Raw genomic sequence first — 2,374 nt, forward strand, 5'->3', positions numbered from 1 at the left:
ACCGAGCTGACGCCGGAGGAGCGGCTGCTGCGCGCGATCTTCGGTGAGAAGGCCCGGGAGGTCCGCGACACCTCGCTGAAGGTGCCGCACGGTGAGTCCGGCAAGGTGATCGGCATTCGGGTGTTCTCCCGCGAGGACGACGATGAACTGCCGGCCGGCGTCAACGAGCTGGTGCGCGTGTACGTCGCGCAGAAGCGCAAGATCTCCGACGGCGACAAGCTGGCCGGACGGCACGGCAACAAGGGCGTGATCGGCAAGATCCTGCCCGTCGAGGACATGCCGTTCCTGCCGGACGGCACGCCGGTGGACATCATCCTGAACACCCATGGTGTGCCGCGACGGATGAACATCGGCCAGATCCTGGAGACGCACCTCGGTTGGTGCGCGCACAGCGGCTGGAAGATCGACACCGCCAACGGAGTTCCCGACTGGGCGGCCAAGTTGCCCAAGGAACTGCTGGACGCGGAGCCGAACGCCATCGTCTCGACGCCGGTGTTCGACGGTGCCCAGGAGGCCGAGCTGCAGGGGCTGTTGTCGGCCACGCTGCCCAACCGGGACGACGAAGTGCTGGTGGATGCGGACGGCAAGGCGGTGCTGCTCGACGGCCGCAGCGGTGAGCCGTTCCCGTACCCGGTGACCGTTGGCTACATGTACATCATGAAGCTGCACCACCTGGTGGACGACAAGATCCACGCCCGCTCCACGGGGCCGTACTCGATGATCACCCAGCAGCCGCTCGGTGGTAAGGCACAGTTCGGTGGCCAGCGCTTCGGTGAGATGGAGTGCTGGGCCATGCAGGCCTACGGTGCCGCGTACACGCTGCAGGAGCTGCTGACCATCAAGTCCGACGACACGGTCGGTCGGGTCAAGGTTTACGAGGCGATCGTCAAGGGCGAGAACATCCCCGAGCCGGGCATCCCCGAGTCGTTCAAGGTGTTGCTCAAGGAGCTGCAGTCGCTGTGCCTCAACGTTGAGGTGCTCTCGTCCGACGGCGCGGCGATTGAGCTGCGCGAGGGCGAGGACGAGGACCTGGAGCGGGCCGCCGCGAATCTCGGAATCAACCTGTCCCGCAACGAATCCGCGTCCGTTGAGGACCTGGCTTAACTAGTTACTAAACCCGCAAGGGGAAAGGGAGTTACGTGCTCGACGTCAACTTCTTCGATGAACTCCGTATCGGCCTGGCCACCGCGGAGGACATCAGGCAATGGTCTTACGGCGAGGTCAAGAAGCCGGAGACGATCAACTACCGCACGCTGAAGCCGGAGAAGGACGGCCTGTTCTGCGAGAAGATCTTCGGACCGACTCGCGACTGGGAGTGCTACTGCGGCAAGTACAAGCGCGTCCGCTTCAAGGGCATCATCTGTGAGCGCTGCGGCGTCGAGGTGACCCGCGCCAAGGTGCGCCGCGAGCGGATGGGTCACATCGAGCTGGCCGCTCCGGTGACGCACATCTGGTACTTCAAGGGTGTGCCCTCGCGCCTGGGGTACTTGCTCGACCTCGCGCCGAAGGATCTCGAGAAGATCATCTACTTCGCCGCGTACGTGATCACTTCCGTCGACGACGAGATGCGGCACAACGAGCTGTCCACGCTCGAGGCCGAAATGGTGGTGGAGCGCAAGGGTGTTGAGGACCAGCGCGACGCCGAGCTGGAGGCCCGTGCGCAGAAGCTCGAAGCCGACCTTGCCGAGCTGGAGGCCGAGGGCGCCAAGGCCGACGCCAGGCGCAAGGTTCGCGACGGCGGCGAGCGCGAGATGCGCCAGATCCGTGACCGCGCCCAGCGTGAGCTGGACCGGCTTGAAGACATCTGGAGCACCTTCACCAAGCTGGCCCCCAAGCAGCTGATCGTCGACGAGAACCTCTACCGCGAACTCGTCGACCGCTACGGTGAGTACTTCACCGGCGCCATGGGCGCGGAGTCGATCCAGAAGTTGATCGAGAACTTCGACATCGACGCCGAGGCCGACTCGCTGCGTGACGTCATCCGAAACGGCAAGGGGCAGAAGAAGCTTCGTGCGCTCAAGCGCCTCAAGGTGGTCGCCGCGTTCCAGCAGTCGGGCAACTCGCCGATGGGCATGGTGCTCGACGCCGTCCCGGTGATTCCGCCGGAGCTGCGCCCGATGGTGCAGCTCGACGGTGGCCGGTTCGCCACCAGCGACCTCAACGACCTGTACCGCCGCGTGATCAACCGGAACAACAGGCTCAAGAGGCTGATCGACCTCGGTGCCCCCGAGATCATCGTCAACAACGAGAAGCGGATGTTGCAGGAGTCCGTGGACGCGCTGTTCGACAACGGCCGTCGCGGCCGCCCGGTCACCGGGCCGGGTAACCGCCCGCTGAAGTCGCTGTCGGATCTGCTCAAGGGCAAGCAGGGCCG

The 2,374-nt window shown here is 65.0% G+C and carries 2 pseudogenes; both read left to right on the top strand.

Annotated features, from left to right (window positions below):
• A pseudogene (locus A5736_RS20985) lies at nt 1–1,104 on the top strand (DNA-directed RNA polymerase subunit beta); the annotation flags it as partial.
• A 35-nt stretch (nt 1,105–1,139) separates the two neighbouring features.
• Nucleotides 1,140–2,374, top strand: a pseudogene (locus tag A5736_RS20990) (DNA-directed RNA polymerase subunit beta'); the annotation flags it as partial.

Origin of the sequence: Mycobacterium sp. SP-6446, from assembly GCF_001954045.1 — a bacterium.
GTDB lineage: Bacteria > Actinomycetota > Actinomycetes > Mycobacteriales > Mycobacteriaceae > Mycobacterium.